The sequence below is a fragment of the Flexibacter flexilis DSM 6793 genome, assembly GCF_900112255.1.
Classification (GTDB): Bacteria; Bacteroidota; Bacteroidia; order Cytophagales; family Flexibacteraceae; genus Flexibacter; species Flexibacter flexilis.
The window spans coordinates 284,207-302,613 of the sequence record NZ_FOLE01000004.1 but is presented as its reverse complement, the minus strand read 5'-3'; the positions used below and the strand labels follow the sequence as shown (position 1 = coordinate 302,613).

General features: G+C 37.5%; 18 protein-coding genes. All 18 read left to right on the top strand.

Annotated elements, in window-relative coordinates:
* Window positions 1-13: 13 nt before the first annotated feature.
* The 18 genes from BM090_RS09060 (at window position 14) to BM090_RS08975 (ending at window position 18,399) form a co-directional block, all read left to right on the top strand.
* The gene (locus BM090_RS09060) at window positions 14-331 is read left to right on the top strand and encodes a DUF59 domain-containing protein (protein ID WP_091511173.1); all 318 of its coding nucleotides are present in this window, start codon (window positions 14-16) and stop codon (window positions 329-331) included.
* Window positions 332-375: 44 nt separating this feature from the next.
* Entirely contained in the window at window positions 376-795 is a 420-nt protein-coding gene (locus BM090_RS09055; RefSeq protein ID WP_091511171.1) for a BrxA/BrxB family bacilliredoxin, read from the top strand.
* A 202-nt stretch (window positions 796-997) separates the two neighbouring features.
* A complete protein-coding gene (gene acs / locus BM090_RS09050) occupies window positions 998-2,902 on the top strand; it encodes an acetate--CoA ligase (RefSeq protein ID WP_091511167.1) in 1,905 nt (634 codons plus the stop codon).
* Between the two features lie 267 nt (window positions 2,903-3,169).
* Window positions 3,170-3,775 (top strand): hypothetical protein, encoded by a 606-nt coding sequence (locus BM090_RS09045; RefSeq protein WP_143083926.1) that lies wholly within the window; start codon window positions 3,170-3,172, stop codon window positions 3,773-3,775.
* A gap of 83 nt (window positions 3,776-3,858) precedes the next feature.
* Window positions 3,859-4,866: a hypothetical protein gene (locus BM090_RS09040; RefSeq protein ID WP_091511160.1), complete on the top strand. Its 1,008-nt coding sequence runs from the start codon at window positions 3,859-3,861 to the stop codon at window positions 4,864-4,866.
* 136 nt (window positions 4,867-5,002) lie between these two features.
* Window positions 5,003-5,596, top strand: a complete 594-nt coding sequence (locus tag BM090_RS09035) for a hypothetical protein (protein WP_091511156.1) — start codon at window positions 5,003-5,005, stop codon at window positions 5,594-5,596.
* Between the two features lie 347 nt (window positions 5,597-5,943).
* Window positions 5,944-7,173 (top strand): hypothetical protein, encoded by a 1,230-nt coding sequence (locus BM090_RS09030; RefSeq protein ID WP_091511153.1) that lies wholly within the window; start codon window positions 5,944-5,946, stop codon window positions 7,171-7,173.
* A complete protein-coding gene (locus BM090_RS09025; RefSeq protein ID WP_221405369.1) occupies window positions 7,174-7,986 on the top strand; it encodes a hypothetical protein in 813 nt (270 codons plus the stop codon).
* 2 nt (window positions 7,987-7,988) lie between these two features.
* Window positions 7,989-8,495: an endonuclease V gene (locus BM090_RS09020; RefSeq protein WP_091511151.1), complete on the top strand. Its 507-nt coding sequence runs from the start codon at window positions 7,989-7,991 to the stop codon at window positions 8,493-8,495.
* Between the two features lie 213 nt (window positions 8,496-8,708).
* The gene (locus BM090_RS09015; protein WP_091511321.1) at window positions 8,709-9,326 is read left to right on the top strand and encodes an HD domain-containing protein; all 618 of its coding nucleotides are present in this window, start codon (window positions 8,709-8,711) and stop codon (window positions 9,324-9,326) included.
* A gap of 183 nt (window positions 9,327-9,509) precedes the next feature.
* Window positions 9,510-10,397 carry an ABC transporter permease gene (locus tag BM090_RS09010; RefSeq protein ID WP_143083925.1) on the top strand — a complete coding sequence of 296 codons (888 nt, stop codon included), beginning with the start codon at window positions 9,510-9,512 and terminating at the stop codon, window positions 10,395-10,397.
* The gene (locus BM090_RS09005) at window positions 10,394-11,074 is read left to right on the top strand and encodes an ABC transporter ATP-binding protein (protein WP_091511144.1); all 681 of its coding nucleotides are present in this window, start codon (window positions 10,394-10,396) and stop codon (window positions 11,072-11,074) included. Before BM090_RS09010 ends, BM090_RS09005 begins: the two co-directional genes overlap by 4 nt.
* A 195-nt stretch (window positions 11,075-11,269) precedes the next feature.
* A complete protein-coding gene (locus tag BM090_RS09000) occupies window positions 11,270-13,297 on the top strand; it encodes a thioredoxin domain-containing protein (protein ID WP_091511140.1) in 2,028 nt (675 codons plus the stop codon).
* 199 nt (window positions 13,298-13,496) lie between these two features.
* Entirely contained in the window at window positions 13,497-14,612 is a 1,116-nt protein-coding gene (gene ald, locus BM090_RS08995; protein ID WP_091511137.1) for an alanine dehydrogenase, read from the top strand.
* Window positions 14,613-14,752: 140 nt separating this feature from the next.
* Window positions 14,753-15,598 (top strand): transglutaminase-like domain-containing protein, encoded by an 846-nt coding sequence (locus BM090_RS08990; RefSeq protein WP_091511133.1) that lies wholly within the window; start codon window positions 14,753-14,755, stop codon window positions 15,596-15,598.
* A gap of 42 nt (window positions 15,599-15,640) precedes the next feature.
* The gene (locus BM090_RS08985; RefSeq protein ID WP_091511132.1) at window positions 15,641-16,288 is read left to right on the top strand and encodes a peptidylprolyl isomerase; all 648 of its coding nucleotides are present in this window, start codon (window positions 15,641-15,643) and stop codon (window positions 16,286-16,288) included.
* Between the two features lie 29 nt (window positions 16,289-16,317).
* Window positions 16,318-17,232, top strand: coding sequence for an SDR family oxidoreductase (locus BM090_RS08980; RefSeq protein WP_091511126.1), 915 nt, complete (start codon window positions 16,318-16,320; stop codon window positions 17,230-17,232).
* Between the two features lie 66 nt (window positions 17,233-17,298).
* Complete coding sequence (locus tag BM090_RS08975) at window positions 17,299-18,399, top strand: AMP-binding protein (protein ID WP_091511122.1); 1,101 nt, start codon at window positions 17,299-17,301, stop codon at window positions 18,397-18,399.
* The last annotated feature ends 8 nt before the right edge of the window (window positions 18,400-18,407 follow it).

Sequence of the window (18,407 nt, the reverse complement as noted above, 5' to 3'; positions counted from 1 at the left end):
TTTTCCTTCAATCATGATAACGACCGAACACGAATTAGACCCTCAAATTATAGCCGCCATCAAAAGCGTTTACGACCCCGAAATCCCAGTGGACATTTACGAATTGGGGTTGATTTATGAGATCAAGGTCTATCCCATCAACAATGTTTATGTACGCATGACGCTCACTTCGCCTTCTTGCCCGTCGGCGGGAACGCTGCCTGGTGAAGTGGAAATGGCCATTAGAGCCGTGCCAGAGGTGCAAGATGTACAAATTGAACTTACTTTTGACCCGCCTTACAGCCAAGACATGATGTCGGAAATTGCGCGTTTGGAATTGGGCTTTATGTAATATATCCTGTTTATTAAAATCAATCTTAAAACTAAATAACGATTATGTATCCAGAGCATTTAGTAGCTCCTATGCGCCAAGATTTGGTGGCGGTAGGTTTTCAAGAACTCAAAACACCTGCCGAAGTAGATAGCACTTTGGCCGAAAAAGAAGGTACAACTTTGGTTGTGATTAATTCGGTGTGCGGTTGCGCAGCTGGTGCGGCTCGCCCAGGGGTGAAATTGGCTTTGCAACGCAGCGAGAAAAAACCAACTCGCCTTACAACGGTGTTTGCGGGTGTGGACAAAGACGCTGTGCAAAAAGTGCGTGAATATACAGTTCCGTATCCGCCATCTTCGCCAGCTATTGCGCTTTTCAGAGGTGATCAGCTGATCCATTTTGTAGAGCGTCATCACATCGAAGGCCGTTCGGCAGAGATGATTGCCCAACATTTAGGACAAGTTTTTGAAGAATTTTGCGCGTAAGTTTTTTCGATAAAAGCAAAATTTAATGCATTTTAAGCCAAAGTTTTCAAGACTTTGGCTTTTTTGTTAGTCGAATTGCAATATGAGGTTTGAACGTAAAAACGGCCTGACAATTGTCATACATTGATTTGCAAATAGTGTATAACTTTAAAACGTTTTTAATACAATTCAATCATTATACATATTTTATTCTGCTAAAACTATGATTAACCGAATTAACTCTTTTGGAGAATATTGGAGTGCATACAATGAAAGCGTGCAAAACCCAGAGCAATTTTGGGCAAATCAGGCCGAATCTTTCTTCTGGAGAAAAAAATGGGATTCGGTGTTGGAATGGAACTTCGAAGAACCAAGTGTAAAATGGTATGGAGGAAGTTTGCACAACATTACGGAAAACTGTTTAGACCGTCATTTGTTCACGCGTGGCAATCAAACCGCCATTATTTGGGAACCGAACGATCCTACTCAAGCGGCTCAACATATCACTTACAAAGAGCTTCATGAGCGCGTATGTAAAGCGGCCAATATTTTAAAAAACAATGGCGTAAAAAAAGGCGATCGCGTTTGTATTTATATGCCAATGGTGCCTGAGTTAGCTGTTTCGGTGTTGGCTTGTGCGCGTATTGGTGCTATCCACTCTGTAGTTTTTGCAGGTTTTTCGGCTTCTTCATTAGCCGACCGCCTCAACGATGCCGAAGCAACCGTAGTGCTTACTTCGGACGGTGCGTATCGTGGCAATAAAAGCATTGATATTAAAGGAATCGTGGATGAGGCTTTGGCTAAAAGCCCAACCGTAAAGCGTTCTATTGTTTTGCGTTATGCCAATACGCCTGTAACATTCACAGAAGGCCGCGATATTTGGTGGCACGAAGAAGAAGCCAAAGCAAGTGCTATTTGTGAAGCAGAACCAATGGAAGCAGAAGATATGCTTTTCATCCTTTATACTTCTGGCTCTACAGGCAAGCCTAAAGGCGTAGTACATACGACGGCTGGTTACATGGTGTACGCGGGTTATACTTTCGCCAACGTGTTCCAATACAACGACGGTGACGTATATTGGTGTACTGCCGATGTGGGTTGGATTACTGGTCACTCATACTTGGTATATGGCCCATTGCTCAACGGTGCAACAACCGTTATGTTTGAAGGCATCCCGACTTATCCAGACGCAAGCCGTTTCTGGAAAGTAATTGAAAAACATAAAGTTAATATTTTCTATACAGCTCCTACCGCTATCCGTTCATTGCAAGGCTTTGGTTTGGAATATGTAGAAGGCCACGATCTTAGCTCTTTGCGTGTGTTGGGTTCGGTGGGCGAGCCTATCAACGAAGAGGCTTGGCACTGGTACCATGACCACATCGGCAAAGGCCACTGTCCTATCACGGATACTTGGTGGCAAACCGAGACAGGTGGCATCATGATTGCGCCTTTGGCGGGTGTTACGCCAACCAAACCATCTTTTGCTACTTTGCCATTGCCAGGTATTCAGCCTGTTTTGGTGGACGAAAAAGGCGAAGAATTGGTAGGCAATGGCGTAGAAGGCAATTTGTGTATCAAATTCCCTTGGCCTTCGATGATTCGTACAACCTACGGAGACCATGAGCGTTGTCGCTTGAATTACTTCTCTACTTATGCAGGAATGTATTTCACGGGTGACGGCTGCCGCCGCGACGAGGACGGTTATTACCGCATCTTAGGCCGCGTGGACGACGTAATCAACGTGTCTGGCCACCGCATGGGTACGGCAGAAGTAGAAAACGCCATCAACGAACATTTGGCCGTAGTGGAATCGGCGGTAGTAGGCTATCCGCACGACATCAAAGGACAAGGCATTTATGCTTTCGTGATTTGTGATACACACGTGCCAATGGAAAGCAGTTTGCTCAAGTCCGAGATTATCGCGACGGTAAGCAAAATTATTGGGCCAATCGCTAAACCTGATAAAATTCAGATAGTGAAAGGTTTACCAAAAACGCGTTCGGGTAAGATTATGCGCCGCATCCTGCGTAAAGTAGCAGAAGGCGACATTTCTAACTTGGGCGATACCTCTACGCTACTCGACCCAACGGTAGTAGAAGACATCGTAGCAGGTGCTAAATTAGTTTAGTTTTCGTCTTGCTCATACATTTTTGCACAAAGGCCGTCTCCTCAAGGGGCGGCTTTTTGTTTTTTTTAAAAATATTTTTATATAAATTGGAGAGCTATTTTGATTATGCTTGCCAAAGCCTCAGATAAATCAGAAATAAACACAAGTTTCTACAAAATGAACGCAAAGGTTGCGTTTATAAAGATGTTAGCTGTAATACACTTTTGGCAAATTTACTTTTAATTGGAATATTTATTTTTTTTGTAATTAGATATGATTTTTCTTTGTTTGACAATTAAAGACTATTTTGATATAGTTGAAAGTGTTGGTGTTATAGTAACATCGATTGTAGCAATTTGGGGCATTGATTCATGGCGAAGAGAGGCAAAATGGAAGCGCAGATATGAACTTAGTGAGGAAGTATTATATCTGTTTTATAGCTCAGCTGAGAGTATTAAAAGAATTAGAAGTCCATACTCGTCTATTAATGAAGGTTCAACAAGAGAGAAAGCACCTAATGAAAGAGAAGAAATTACAGAACTATTAAATAGAGCATATGTTGTTTACGAAAGATATGAAAAGGAAAAAGATGTATTTATTCAACTTTCAAAATTAAAATATAAATTTAGAGCTGCTTTCGGTCAAGAATCAATCGTACCATTCGAGGATTTAGACAACGTTCTTAAGGATATTTTTTTAGCGGCCCATAAGCTTGGTAATGTTTACTGGCCAAGACAAGGTACGAAGATGAGTGACGATGAAATTAATAGACACTTAAAAAAGATGAGAGATAACCAAGCAATTTTTTGGTTAAATATGGTAGATCCTGATCCTATTGAGAAAAGAGTGAATCAGATTATTGAGAATATTGAAAAAATATGCGAGAAAAAATAATTCTCCTCCATGGTTTGTGTCTTCACAAATCATAAAAGACGATAAACGTATGTGGTCTGTGAGGACACAGACCACGGGGAAGGATGAGCCTTGATTACCCCAACAACGCCAATGCTTCAACGTTAGCGGCTATTAAAGCAAAAAACCTTAATATTACAAAAGATATGAACACTAGAATTTTATTTGCAATAATTATTTGTCTTTGTATAACGAATAGAACTTTATCACAGTGTCAAGAAAAAAATGGAGTTCCTTTTGAAATGAAGAAAATCGCAGGAAAACGGCCTATTTTCAAAGCTTCTGTTAATGGCTTTCCTGCCAATTTAATGTTTCATTCAAACGCTTCCTTTTATTTACAACTGAATCACGCTTTTGCTTCACAAGTCGGCATTGATAGTTTGGTATCAAATGGAAGTTTTGGAATTTCTAAACCTGGTAAAGTAAGCGAACTTGGACGAGACAGCGCTAATGTAAGCCTCTTGCAGGTTGGGATCAATCAATTAAAAAATGTACCTGCATCCATTTTTGAAGTACCTGATGGCGAAATAAATGCTGGAATGGCTGGAGTAGACTGGATTAAAACCAATCGTATAGTAATAGATTATAAAAAGAAAAAATTTTTCTTAAATCCTAAAATTGAAACCTTGGAATGCTTGAAAGCTAAATTAAGTAAAGAAAAATACATTAGTATCCCAATAAAATTTGATAGTGTAAGACAACGGTATTTAGTGAAAATTGAAATTGGTGGATTGACAAGGAACTTCACTTTAAGTACTGTAGCCTTCACCACAATTGATTCCGTTTTTGCCGTTGACCTTTCATTGAAGATAAAGAATACTGGCAATAGCTATGGTGGACCTACTGGTTCTGTAGGTTTTGTTTACGAAAATACAATACCATTGATATTTAGCTTGGTAAATCATAGGTATAAAATTAACAAGCTAACTATTGAAGATATGTATGCTTATATAAAAGAGACAAGAACAAAAGAAAAATCTGAAAATATTGGTGGAATATTAGGGGCAGATTTTTTAGTAGAACATAAGGCTATTATTGACTTTGGTAACGAGACTCTTTACCTTAAAGAATAACAGCCGCTAACATCGGTTTGGCAATATGGCGGGCTGACGTGCAAACTTAAGCTTTGTGCTCTGAAACCCACCATCGCCAAGCCCCCAACTGTTAGCGGTAATTTTGCAAAATTGACCTTACAAAGGCAAGATCAAAATGAAAAAAATAACTTATTTTACGATAGGAATAGGTGCTATTATTATAGTAATAAAAATATTCAAAACAATGTTAAATGGATTTGGAAATATTGGAAGTACATCGGGTGGATACTACTCACCTGTACCTTATTTTATTACAAAAGAACCAACAGTTGTAAAAAATATAACCGTCCCAAAAGGAACAACATTACAATATATTTTAAGCCCTTTTGCAGAAGGTCAGCAAGATATAATGTTGAAAGAAAATAATATCGACGCTATAAATTTACCCGAAGGTAAAACGATAGATTGGGGAGGTATTCCCGTAACTAAATTTAATGCTACGGGAGATTTTATTGATGGTTCTAATACAAAAGGTTTTTCAATTTCTATTGATTTTAATCAATTAAAGAATAAGACAACATTTACTGAATTGTGTCAAAGTTGTAATGAAAGATTATCTGTTTTAATAAAAAATAAAAATGATTGGAGTTTTAACATTGAGAATATTTCTGATATTTATAGTTGTGGGCCTTATCAACGATCCTATAAAAACAATAAAAAACAGCAACAGTTTCTTGATAAATTAAATAATGAACTTAAAAAATATTGATTCAAAAACATCTATTTATTTAATAATTGAATTACGGCCATTTTGGGACTCAAATAGGCGGAGAAAAAGTGATAAATGGCTATCAGGTCGATAGCAATTCCTTTATTAATATAAAAAAGAACCTATCAATATCTTGATTATATTTTAAAAACAGGAACAGACAGAAATAATAGTAATAACGATTATTATCCTGATCCTATCATTAAAAAAGAAATTGACACCTAATTAATAATACAAACCCAAAGATTAGAGAAAAGTCAATAAAAATACTTTGCAAAAAAAAAGATAATACTTTCAGAAATAAAACAAAAAATGTCTAAATTTTACACTGCATAAAAATAAATAAAATGATAGTATCTCAATTTGAAAATAAAATTTGTAAAGATAAAAATGTTCTTGTTGTTTTAAATAAAAATGAAGAAAATAATACTGAACTTTTATATTTAATTGACAATTTTTGTGGTACAGTAAAAAATAATTTTTCTGAAATACAGAAAGAAAATAACGGCATTAAAATATATATTTGTGGTGATTTTTCTGTAGTTGAAAATGTGGAAATAGCGTTCTATATCATTCAAGAGGTATCTACAAACTATGAAAATCTACTGAATGAGAAAGTGCAATTAGTATCACTAGGAGAAGTCCCAATTATTGTTAGTAGTTCAGGTGTTTATTTTAGAAATCTTTTTTCAGAAAAAAAATATTTTAATAAAATTAAATCTGAACACGAATTTCAAAAATTAACCGAATCTAATAAAGAATCTAAAGCATTCAGAACGGGTATTTATATAACAGAAATTTTGAGAGAAATTGAAAATGATACAGAAATACTAAGCTTTCATTTATTACGGTGCTCAAGTAATTTTACGGGTTCAACCGATAATTTCAGAACAACAGACCATTTTATCATAAATAAATTAAATGAGTCTGTAAAATATACTTTTGAAAAGGAAATAAAATTTAATCATGTTTTAGCTCAAATATATGAAAATACTAAAAAATCAAAAGAAAGTACAAGGGAAATAAAGGCAAAAATTAAAGCACATTCTGATAAGACTAAAGATATGCCAAAAGAAGGACTTATGGCTTTTTGTACTTTTTATGACCGAACAGAATTTACTGATTTAAGTCCCTCTAAAAATGATAAATTTGACTTGTGCTATAAAGAGATTACAGGGTTAACAAAACTTCATTTTAAGTTGAAAAATACTGTAAAAGATGAACGTTTAGAAAAAGAATTTAGTGTAATATTATACCCTAACTCGGCGTTCATAATACCGCTTTCTACAAATAGATTATACACTCATGAAATAAGACCATCCATACTCAATGTAGAACGAATACCCGTGAGAATGGGCTATGTGGTTCGCTGCTCAAATGTTGAAGCCAAATACATAAATAACCAAACATTTATTATAGAAAACGGCAATTTAATAAAACTTGAACCAATGACATTAAATGCTATTGAAAACTTAAGAGCATCTTATATTGAGGAAAATAAAACAGAAAATATTGTTGAGTATGGGAAAGTTCATTTCAGTATGAATTTGGGAGATTATGAAAAACCTATTTATTAAATGAGTATGATAACTGATTTAGGATTTTATAAAATTTTGGTTCCATTTGAACACAACTTATTCAATGAGTTGTCTAATTCAGTTGAGTTTGAAAATATAACCAATGGAAGAGTTGCTAATCAATTAGTTAATATTGCCAATGGATCAATTCCAATTGTAAGAACTACAAGCAAGTATAGTATTCCTGCGCAAAATTTTGCAGATGTTCATCTTTTAATTATCAATAAGATTAATCAAACTATAAAAAAGAATCTTACTGAAATTCCTATTCAATATTTTAATAATGCCCTGATTGAAATTTATGATCTGAAGTATTCAAAAATGAATTATCATTCAGACCAAAATTTGGATTTAGAAGATAATTCATATATTGGTTTATTCTCTTGTTATGAATATCCAGATGATATATCTGAACAAAATATAAGAAAACTAAAAATTAAAGATAAAGTAACAAATGATGAATTTGATATTTCTTTAACCCACAATTCTGTAATTCTTTTTTCGACTGAAACCAATATGAAATATCAACACAAAATTGTTTTAGATGCTAACCCGAAAATAAAGAAACCAGTAATTGATAATAGGTGGTTAGGAATAACGTTTAGAACTTCAAAAACGTATATTCATTTTAAAAATAATTTCCCTTTTTTTTCAAATGGTGAACAATTAATATTAGCCAATGAAGAGCAAGAAAAGTTGTTTTTTAAGCATAGAGGAGAAGAAAATAAAAGTTTAAATTATCATTATCCTTTTTTTAATTTTACAATTAGTTTAGGTGATGTTTTATATCCCCAAAACCCAAAAAATATTTAATAATGATTTTAGCATTTGACACATATTATTTTGATACCAAAGCCAAAACTATTTGCGTAGCATTTGACAATTGGACAAACGAAGAGAACTTTGATGTATATTCAGAATTAACTGAAATCGCTGGAGATTATCAATCAGGACAATTTTATAAAAGAGAACTCCCTTGTATATTGTCGCTACTTAAAAAAAATACATTTAAGAATATTGAATTTATTATTATAGACGGCTATGTCTATTTAGATGACAACGAAAAATTTGGCTTGGGAGGGCATTTATTTGACGCACTTGGCGGAAAAATACCGATTATTGGAGTAGCTAAGACTAATTTTGCAACAATTGATAAAAACAAGCAGCAAATTTTAAGAGGGAAAAGCATTAAACCACTTTATATTACTTCTATTGGCATGGATGTTAGAGAAGCGGCAAGGTTAATAGAACAAATGAAAGGGCAAAATAGAATACCTGATTTGCTAAAAAAATTGGACATATTAACGAAAGAAAAAAACTGAAACTAATAAGGTATTGACGCAAGTACGACATTAATTATTTGATTCAACTTTTGTACTTTAATTTCCTCCACTTTCCCAAATATTAAAATATGATGTGCAATTAAAAAAAACGACATTAATCAATATTAAAACGTATCAATCAGAACTATTCAGCGACTTAATTGAACGGGTTTTGATAGTTGAAAATAATTCATGTTTTACACAAAAATTACTATGTTAAAAGATTTTTTTTTTGATCTTATAAGAAATTATACAGATAATGAAAATACGATCAATTATTTATGGAATGAAATAGAAAAAAACTATTCCAATCATAGACGATATTATCATACATTACAACATCTAGAAAACCTTTTAGTGCAATTAGTGGAAGTAAAAGAAAAAATACAAAATTGGAATATTATTTTATTTTCAATTTACTATCACGACGCTATTTACAATGTATTAAAATCTGATAACGAGCAAAGAAGCGCGGCACTTGCTGAAAAAAGAATGCTACAAATTGGGGTAGATAACCAAATAATAAACATTTGTAAAATGCAAATTATGGCGACGCAATCGCATGCCCAATCTGCTGATAATGATACCAATTATTTTACAGATGCTGACCTTTCTGTATTAGGCCAATCATGGAATATATACGAAATATATTACAAAAATGTAAGAAAAGAATATATTATTTATCCAGACATTATTTATAATTCAGGTCGAAAAAAAGTGTTGCATCATTTTTTGTCGATGGATCGAATTTTTAAAACAGAATTTTTTAATTCTAAACTAGAAAATCAAGCAAAAGAAAATTTACAAAAAGAATTATATTTATTGAAATAAATAATTGAATTAATTTATATTAATAATGGTAAAACAAAGTAAATGAATTTATGAAATTTTGCTTAATTGTTATGAACTAAAATTTTAACACTTCAATTTGATTCAGCAGTATTATTTTATAATTGTGAACAAACGAAAATGTATAAACAAAAAATGATCGAATATTTTAAATTGCAATATAATATGATAAACCGCAGATTAAAAGACGCGGTCTTTGTACCATTATTGGCATACCTTATGTTGATAGTTGGGTTTATTGTTTTTTCTCTTTATTTGTTTAGCAAAACGGAATTTGCACAATATATTTATGTGTTTTATGCGCTGGTACTTATCGGCAAACTTTCAGAAATCCGAAGAACTGAATTTTTAAAGCTTTGCTTTGGGAACGTAAAACTAAAAAAAATAAGAATAATAGAGAATATCATTTGTTCATTTCCATTTCTGTTGTTTCTATTATATAAACAGTTTTTTCTTTTGGCATTTATCTTGTTTATATCGACAATATTTTTACCTTTTGTAAATTTTCGTACAACTTTTAATTTTGTCATTTGGACTCCATTTTCAAAGCAACCATTTGAGTTTATAATAGGGTTTCGAAATACTTTTTATTTGTTTTTTATAGCATATATTTTAGGAATTGTTGCTGTTTATATAAATAATTTTAATCTTGGAGCTTTTTCAATTTTACTTGTTTTTTTAACTACATTAAGTTATTATACAAAACCTGAAAATGAGTATTATGTTTGGATTTTCAATGGAAATTCTAGAAATTTTATACTTCAAAAAATTAAAATATCCATTTTTTTTTCAACTTTGATTGTATTGCCAATTATAGTCATTCTTTTAATTTATTATCCTCAAAATGTGGGAATAATTTTACTTTTATTATTGATTGGTTGGGCTTTTTTAATTAGCATAATAGCCGCTAAGTATTCTGCGTACCCTGATGAAATGAATATACCTCAAGGTATCTTTTTTGCTCTTTGTATTTGGTTTCCTCCGATATTAATTCTTGTAATTCCTTATCTTTTTAAAAAAGCAGAAAATCGCCTTAAGTATTTATTAAAATGATAGTAATCAGAGATTTGTCTAAAAAATATGGAACTAATGAAGTTCTTAAAAATATCAATATACAATTTGATAACGGAAAAGTATATGGAATCGTTGGTGAAAATGGCGCAGGAAAAACAACTTTATTTAGATGTATTGCCGATTTGGAAAGCTATGAGGGTGAAATAAGTTCAAGTCTTAAACCAATTAAAAATAACCTAGGTTTGTTACTAACAGAGCTTTTCTTTTTCCCAAAAATTACGGGCAAGGAATATATACAATTGCTTTGCAACGCAAGGAGCATAAAAATAGCTGATATAGAAAGTAAAAATGTTTTTGATTTACCATTAAATCAATATGCTGTTACGTATTCTACGGGAATGCAAAAGAAGCTAGCACTGACTGCTATTTTATTGCAAAATAATGAGTATTTCATATTTGACGAACCCTTTAATGGAGTAGATATACAAAGTAATATTGTAATTACAGAAATAATTCATCAACTAAAAAAACTCGATAAAATAGTCATTATTTCATCTCATATATTTTCTACCTTGAGTAATACCTGCGATGAAATACATTTATTGAGTAACGGATGTTTTGTAAAGTCTGTTCTAAAAGCGGACTTTCCTATATTGGAAGCCGAAATGAAAGAGGTAGCTATAGGAAAAAAAATCGAAAAATTAGGTTTAAAATAAAGAAATAAAATTCGAATAATTAACCACACTAGATATTTATTTTTTCCATGTGTACCGTTACAAAAAGAAGATTTTATACTGTCTTACGAGTTAGTGAATTAGAATTTGATTCAAATAGATATGCGTTCTCTGAAGAGTTTTGGTTGTATCTTGATCAAAATCCTATAATTTGCGAGATAAATCTTTCTGAGCTGTATGAAACACACGCCCAATCGCCTTATCAACGAGAGCAGTCCGTATTTGCTGCAACACGCCTATAACCCCGTACAATGGTATCCGTGGGGAAAAGAAGCCCTTGACTTGGCCGCTTCGCAGGACAAACCCATTTTGGTAAGTATCGGCTATGCTGCTTGCCATTGGTGTCATGTAATGGAAAAAGAATCTTTTGAAAATCATGATATTGCCGACATCATGAACGAGTGGTTTGTTTGTATCAAAATAGACCGCGAAGAACGCCCCGACCTCGATCAAATCTACATGGATGCCGTACAACAAATGGGCGTACATGGCGGCTGGCCGCTCAACGTGTTCCTTACGCCCGAAACCAAACCGTTTTGGGGCGGCACGTATTTCAGACCCGAACAATGGCATCAAGTTTTGCGCGAAATAGCCAAAGCCTACCGCCATAACAAAGCAGAATTATTACGTTCGGCGGAAGCCTTTACGGAAGGTTTGCAGCGCACCGAAACGGAAAAATACAAGCTCTTTGCCCAAGAAAATCCGACATTTGATATAGCGACGCTAAAAGCTCCGTTTGAGCGATTGGCGCAGCAGTTCGATCACCAGCATGGCGGTTTGCAACGCGCCGCCAACAAATTCCCGATGCCGTCGCTGTACTTGTTTTTGCTCCGATACTTTGCTTTTACCGACGACAAACAAGCCTTTCAACACCTAAACACGACCCTGACGGAAATGGCTTACGGTGGAATTTATGACCATTTGGGTGGTGGATTTGCTCGTTATTCTGTTGATAGCCAGTGGTTTGTTCCCCATTTTGAAAAAATGCTGTACGATAATGCCCAACTCATTAGCTTGTATTCGGAGGCCTTTACGGTTACATCGGACAAGCTGTACAGAGGCGTGGTTTTTGAAACTATCAATTTTGTAAAAAGAGAATTGATGAGTTCGGAAGGCGGTTTTTATTCGGCCTTAGACGCTGATTCGGAAGGAGAGGAGGGTAAATTTTATGTTTGGGAGCAGGCAGAAATAGAACAAATATTGGGAAATGATGCGCAGCTTTTCTTGGAATATTATAATGTGGATGAAGAAGGCAATTGGGAACACGGCAAAAATATTTTGCATCGTCGCTTGCCCGACTCGATGTTTGCGCAGTTGCATGGCGTAAGCAAATCGGATTTGTTTGCACACGTGTCGGCTTGCAGCAAAATTCTGCTTCAACATCGCGCCTCGCGTGTGCGTCCTTCGCTCGACGACAAGATTTTGGCTTCGTGGAATGGCCTCATGCTCAAAGGTTTGGTAGATGCGTATCGCGCTTTTGATGAGCCGCTTATGCTCAAAATGGCCTTGGATAATGCCCGTTTCCTGAAAGAAAAAATGACCGATGGCCAGCAACTTTTCCATAGCTACAAAAACGGAAAAACGAGCATCAAGGGCTTTTTGGAAGATTACGCCGCCGTGATTCAGGGCTATGTGGCACTGTATCAGGCTACTTTTGATGAAACGTGGTTGTTGGAGGCCAAAAACCTGATGGCTTTTGCGGTACAGGAATTTTACGACGAAACAGACAAATTCTTTTTCTTCACGGCACGCAACGCCGAGCGGCTCATCGCCGACAAAAAAGAGTTGTTCGATAGCGTAATTCCTGCTTCCAACTCAATTATGGCGCATAACCTGTACGCGCTTGGCACGCTGTTGTACATTCCTGACTACGTGCAAAAAGCCGAAACCATGCTTTCGAGCGTGGTAAAAATGCTTGAAACGGATTTGCAATATGTGTCCAATTGGGCAAGTTTGTATTTGTGCGCGGCCAAATCGGTGGCGGAAGTGGCCATCGTCGGCAAAAATGCACAGCGTTTGCGCCGCGATTTAGACAAAGTGTATATTCCTAATAAAGTAGTGGCCGGTTCGGTGCAAGGAAGTGATTTGCCTTTGTTGGAAAATAGGTTGGTGGAAGGGCAAACCTTGGTGTATGTATGCAAAAATCACGCGTGCCAACAGCCTGTGGCTTCAGTGCAAGAAGCCTTGAAGCAAATTTTGGTGTAGTATAATGCGTTTTTTGTTTTTATGAAAAAAGAAAAAAAAAGAAAAACGAAATTATATTCTGAATAGGCGTGCAGTGAAAGGCCTTTGCAAAATTTTTCTTTAGAAATAGTACCAAACACTTACAACTTTTCATAGTTTTGCCCACCAAATTACCAACCAAAATAACAAACAAAATTATTCCCCAAAAACAGAAGAAGCCATGATTATAGGTGTTCCGAAGGAAATCAAAAACAATGAAAATCGCGTAGCTCTTACGCCTGCTGGTGTTACAGAATTTAAAAAACACGGCCATACGGTTTATGTACAAACCAGTGCAGGCGAAGGCAGTGGTTTTGCTGATGCTGAGTATGAAAAAGCTGGCGCAACGATTTTGCCAAGCATTGAGGCGGTGTATGAAATCGCCGAGATGATTATTAAGGTAAAAGAGCCAATCGAGTCGGAGTACACACTCATCAAAGAAAATCAATTACTCTTCACGTATTTCCACTTTGCTTCTTCTGAGCCGCTTACGCACGCTATGATTAGCCGCAAGGCGATTTGTTTGGCTTACGAAACGGTAGAAAAAGCAGACCGTTCGTTACCGTTGCTGGTGCCGATGTCGGAAGTGGCTGGCCGTATGGCGATTCACGAAGGCGCGAAATACCTCGAAAAACCATTAAAAGGCAGAGGTATTTTGTTGGGAGGCGTACCAGGTGTGCGTCCTGCTAACGTGTTGGTGCTTGGTGGCGGTGTGGTTGGTATGCAAGCGGCTCGCATGGCGGCTGGCTTGGGTGCTAACGTAACGATTATGGACGTGAGTTTGCCGCGTTTGCGTTACCTCAACGAAATTATGCCTGCCAATGTTAATACGGTTTATTCAAACGAATATAACATTCGCGAACACATCAAACACGCCTCGTTGATTGTGGGTGCGGTACTTATCCCTGGTGCGAAAGCTCCACACCTTATCACAAGAGATATGCTCAAAGATATGAACCCTGGTACGGTGCTTGTGGACGTGGCCGTGGATCAAGGCGGTTGTATTGAAACTTGTAAGCCGACTACGCACGAAAACCCAACGTATATCATCGACGACGTGGTACACTATTGCGTAGCCAATATGCCAGGTGCTGTGCCTTACACTTCTACGTTGGCTCTTACGAACGCTACTTTGCCGTATGCGTTGCAATTGGCCAACAAAGGTTGGGCGAAGGCTTGCCGCGAAAACGCCGAATTGAAATTGGGCTTGAACGTGATTGGCGACAAAGTGGTTTACAAAGGTGTGGCAGATGCTTGGGGCTTGCCATTGACAGACGTAGAAACTTTGTTGGCGTAATTGCTGCAAAATATTGATTATCAATAATAAATCCGTTGTCGTGTCAAATGGCAACGGATTTTTGTGTTTATTGACAAAATTTATTTGTTATTTAGCAAGTCATCTGAAAGCCTTATGTATTGAGTCAATTGCCTTAGACTATGCAAAACAATGAATTGCAAGCACTCGTTTCGCTGATTAGCGACGAAGACCGCGAAGTGGTCAGCCATGTAGAAACCAAAATTTTGGAGCTGGGAAGCGAAATAATCCCGTTGCTGGAAGCAGAATGGGAAAAAAGCCTTGACCCCGATGTTCAACTCCGAATAGAACAACTCATCCATTTGCTCCAACAACAACAGCTTCAAGAAAGGCTTTTGAATTGGAAAAAAGCAGGCGGCCAAGACCTTCTCGAAGGCCTTTGGTTGGTGGCTACGTATCAGTATCCAGATTTGCAATTTGAAACCATCAAAGCCCAAATTGAACAGCTTTATTATGAAGTTTGGCTGCAATTGGAAAATGAGATGCATCCTTTAGATCAAGTAAAAGTGGTCAATTCTGTTATTTTTGGTAAACTAAAATTTGCGGCCAATACTACCAATTTCCATTCGCCTGCCAACTCCATGATCAACTTGGTGCTTGATACCAAAAAAGGCAATCCAATTACACTTTGTGCGGTATATATGCTTGTGGCTCAGAAACTTAAAATGCCTGTGTACGGCGTAAATTTGCCTAACTTATTTGTCCTGACTTACAAAAAAGAACATACACAGTTCTATATCAATGCCTTTAGTAGAGGTGTAATTCTATCCAAAGCAGACATAGACAACTATATTTCTAAGCTCAATCTTGAACCTTTGGATATTTTCTTCGAACCATGCTCGCACGTGGATATTATTTTCAGAGTTTTGCGCAATTTGGTGGTTTCCTTCACGCGAAACAACGAAGATGATAAAGTGAACGAAATCAAAATGTTGTTGGATTTGCTTGCCGACGACGATACAGAATAATTTTAGCCCTAAAAACAATACAAATCAGTTTTCTGAAAATTTATGAAAAATACATTTATTCTCTTTCTATTATTGTTGTTGGCTTCGCCAATGGCTATTGCTCAAGAAAAAAAAGCTAAACCCAAAGGTCGCGACTATCTGATCACTATCGAAACTGCTTTTGGAAATATAGAATTGGTGTTGTTCGACGAAACGCCTCAGCACAAAGAAAACTTCTTGAAATTGGCGAAAAGCGGTTTTTATGATGGCACGACGTTTCACCGCATTATCAAAAATTTTATGATTCAGGGCGGCGACCCCAACTCCAAAAATAGCAATGCAAATGACGATGGCGCAGGTGGACCGGGTTATACTGTTCCAGCCGAATTTTTGCCGAATCGCAAGCACGTACTAGGCGCGTTGGCTGCCGCACGTATGGGCGACAATGTAAACCCTAAGAAAGAGTCGAGTGGTTCGCAGTTTTATTTGGTAGAAAACCCTTCGGGAACACACTTTTTGGATAGCAACTACACGGTTTTTGGCCAAACGGTCATGGGCATTGACGTGATTCATAAGATAGCCGAGCAGCCTAAAGGTATGTCCGACCGTCCACTCAAAGACATCACTATGAAAGTAAAAGTACAGAAGATGCGTCGCAAAAAAATAGCGGAACGCTATAATTATGATTTTGATAATCAGCCTTCTAACTAATAATACATTTATCCTCTCTAATTTTTCAAATGAAAATACTTGTAACTGGTTCTAATGGATTATTAGGCCAAAAACTCATTACATTACTTACCGCTCAAGAAAATTGTCAGGTAATCGGGACGGCTCGCGGCCAAAATCGCCTAAAAGGAGATTTTGCGAATTTTGAGTATAGAAGTCTGGACGTAACCGACGCGCAGGCCGTAGAAGCCATCGTGTCCGAAATGCGCCCCGATGCTGTGATTCATACCGCCGCCATGACCAATGTGGACGAATGCGAAAGCAAGCAAGCCGAATGTCGCCAACTCAATGTGGAGGCGGTTCGTTATTTGGCTGACTCTTGCGCCAAACATGGCGTATTTTTGTTGCACCTGTCCACCGACTTTATTTTTGATGGCACGGCAGGTCCTTACAAAGAAGACGTTCCCGCCAGCCCAATTAGTTTTTATGGCCAAAGCAAAGCCGATGCCGAACAAGTCGTAATACAACAAGCTGGTTTACAGTGGGCTATCGCTCGCACGATTTTGGTGTACGGCATTGCGCAGGACATGAGCCGCAGTAACATTGTGCTTTGGGTGAAGAAAAGTTTGGAAGACGGCAAAACCATTCAGGTAGTGGATGACCAATGGCGCACGCCCACGCTGGCCGAAGATTTGGCGATGGGTTGTTGGTTGATAGTCAAGCACAAAGCCGAAGGTATTTTCAATATTTCGGGTGAAGAATTGCTTACGCCATACGAAATGGCACAGCAAACCGCCGCGTTTTTTGGCTTGAGTACCGACACGATGATACGCACCGATTCAAGCAAATTTACGCAGCCTGCCAAACGCCCGCCGCGCACAGGTTTTGACATTACCAAAGCAAAAACCGTGTTGGGTTACGCGCCGCACACGTTCCGAGAAGGCATCGCGATACTGGCCGAACAAGTGGCAGCACAGCAATCATAACAAAACATACAAATCCCTGTCGCGTACTGTTGGCAGGGATTTTTTTATGAGAGAAAAGGTAGAACTATGTTTATTCATTTCAATAAAAAAAAGCCGATTGCTTTTGCAGAAATTGAGCAGTTGGATTTGAGTCAATACACTGATTACGAACAAAATACATTGCGGTTTTGTCGGGACTGGCTGTCGGGAAAAGAAATATATACTTTGCATACGTCAGGCTCTACGGGACAGCCGAAGGCTTGGCAAATTTCGCGCAAAGCCATGCAAGCCAGCGTTTCCATGACGGCGCAATACGTTGGCCTGAAACCTCAACAAAAAGCCTTCGTTTGTCTTAACACTGCTTACATTGCGGGTACAATGATGCTCGTGCGCTGTTTGGAAGTGGGTATGGAAATGTATGTTGTGCCACCGTCAAGCAATCCGTTGGCTGATTTTGACGCAGATTTTAGGTTTGATTTTGCCGCGCTCGTGCCACTACAAGTCCGCGCGATGCTCACCGACGCGCACGCCCGCAACATTTTGCAACAAAGCCACGCTAATATTTTGGTAGGCGGCACGGCCATCGACCAAGCCCTCGAAAGTGAGTTGGTGGCCATGACCTCGCCGAGATGGTTGCACACCTACGGCATGACCGAAACCGTCTCGCACATCGCCTTGCGCCGACTCAATGGCACACAGGCCAGCCAAATGTTTGAGGCTTTGCCCAATGTGATTTTACGTTTGGGTGAAAGAAGTTGTTTGTGTATTAGTGCGCCGACTACTGACTATAAAGAGTTGATTACAAATGATATAGTAGAGCTTTCGGCAGACGGAAAGCATTTTGTTTGGTTGGGGCGTGCCGATAACATTATCAATTCGGGAGGCGTGAAAGTGCAAGCCGAAAAAGTAGAAAAGGCCTTGCAACAAACCTTGCAAACGCTGCAATTGTCGTGCGAATGCTTTGTGGTGGGTTTGCCTCATGCGATTTTGGGAGAGTGCGTGACCGCTTTTTTGGAACTGAGTCCCGCACTTTCCCAACCGCAAATAATGGCTCTCAAAACGGCTCTTGGCCTTTCGCTTTCAGTTTACGAAATGCCGAAAGAATTTGTTTTTGTGCCTGTTTTTCAGCGTACGGCCACCGACAAAGTTGCCCGACAGGATACCGTGAAAAAGTATTTAGGCCAATAAATTTTTCC

Excerpts from the sequence above, each read along its gene's own strand:
- BM090_RS09060 (WP_091511173.1), top strand. The coding sequence starts at position 14 with ATGATAACGACCGAACACGAATTAGACCCTCAAATTATAGCCGCCATC.
- BM090_RS09015 (WP_091511321.1), top strand. The coding sequence starts at position 8,709 with ATGTTAAAAGATTTTTTTTTTGATCTTATAAGAAATTATACAGATAAT.
- BM090_RS09005 (WP_091511144.1), top strand. The coding sequence starts at position 10,394 with ATGATAGTAATCAGAGATTTGTCTAAAAAATATGGAACTAATGAAGTT.
- BM090_RS09025 (WP_221405369.1), top strand. The coding sequence starts at position 7,174 with ATGAGTATGATAACTGATTTAGGATTTTATAAAATTTTGGTTCCATTT.
- BM090_RS09000 (WP_091511140.1), top strand. The coding sequence starts at position 11,270 with ATGAAACACACGCCCAATCGCCTTATCAACGAGAGCAGTCCGTATTTG.
- BM090_RS09040 (WP_091511160.1), top strand. The coding sequence starts at position 3,859 with ATGAGCCTTGATTACCCCAACAACGCCAATGCTTCAACGTTAGCGGCT.
- BM090_RS09010 (WP_143083925.1), top strand. The coding sequence starts at position 9,510 with ATGATAAACCGCAGATTAAAAGACGCGGTCTTTGTACCATTATTGGCA.
- BM090_RS08990 (WP_091511133.1), top strand. The coding sequence starts at position 14,753 with ATGCAAAACAATGAATTGCAAGCACTCGTTTCGCTGATTAGCGACGAA.
- BM090_RS08975 (WP_091511122.1), top strand. The coding sequence starts at position 17,299 with ATGTTTATTCATTTCAATAAAAAAAAGCCGATTGCTTTTGCAGAAATT.
- ald (WP_091511137.1), top strand. The coding sequence starts at position 13,497 with ATGATTATAGGTGTTCCGAAGGAAATCAAAAACAATGAAAATCGCGTA.
- BM090_RS08980 (WP_091511126.1), top strand. The coding sequence starts at position 16,318 with ATGAAAATACTTGTAACTGGTTCTAATGGATTATTAGGCCAAAAACTC.
- BM090_RS09055 (WP_091511171.1), top strand. The coding sequence starts at position 376 with ATGTATCCAGAGCATTTAGTAGCTCCTATGCGCCAAGATTTGGTGGCG.
- acs (WP_091511167.1), top strand. The coding sequence starts at position 998 with ATGATTAACCGAATTAACTCTTTTGGAGAATATTGGAGTGCATACAAT.
- BM090_RS09035 (WP_091511156.1), top strand. The coding sequence starts at position 5,003 with ATGAAAAAAATAACTTATTTTACGATAGGAATAGGTGCTATTATTATA.
- BM090_RS08985 (WP_091511132.1), top strand. The coding sequence starts at position 15,641 with ATGAAAAATACATTTATTCTCTTTCTATTATTGTTGTTGGCTTCGCCA.
- BM090_RS09020 (WP_091511151.1), top strand. The coding sequence starts at position 7,989 with ATGATTTTAGCATTTGACACATATTATTTTGATACCAAAGCCAAAACT.
- BM090_RS09030 (WP_091511153.1), top strand. The coding sequence starts at position 5,944 with ATGATAGTATCTCAATTTGAAAATAAAATTTGTAAAGATAAAAATGTT.